The organism is Parachitinimonas caeni, assembly GCF_030129945.1.
GTDB lineage: Bacteria > Pseudomonadota > Gammaproteobacteria > Burkholderiales > Chitinimonadaceae > Parachitinimonas > Parachitinimonas caeni.
Map to the genome: position 1 here is coordinate 1 of NZ_JARRAF010000318.1, position 252 is coordinate 252.

Here is a 252-nt window from a genome sequence, read left to right on the forward strand (position 1 = left end):
GACCGGCTGGCGGTCCGGCTCAAGCAGCAGACGGTATTGCACGCCGATGAGACGCCCGTGCAGCAACTGGACCCGGGTGCCGGCAAGACCAAGCGGGCGTATCTGTGGGCCTATCGTAGCAACGACCGTATCCGTCCGATCGCCCCACGTTGCGTCCGAAGCGTGAATCAGCTAGCGGTTGTTGAATTCAGGGGGAGTAGTTCATCAATGCGGCCATTAGGCCAGGTGGGGAGACGTTCAAGGGTGGCGGTC

General features: G+C 62.3%; 1 protein-coding gene. It reads left to right on the forward strand.

From position 1 onward, the window contains the following. Positions 1-252 (forward strand): IS66 family transposase (locus PZA18_RS24870; protein ID WP_284103549.1); only part of this gene is annotated, 252 nt, incomplete at both ends.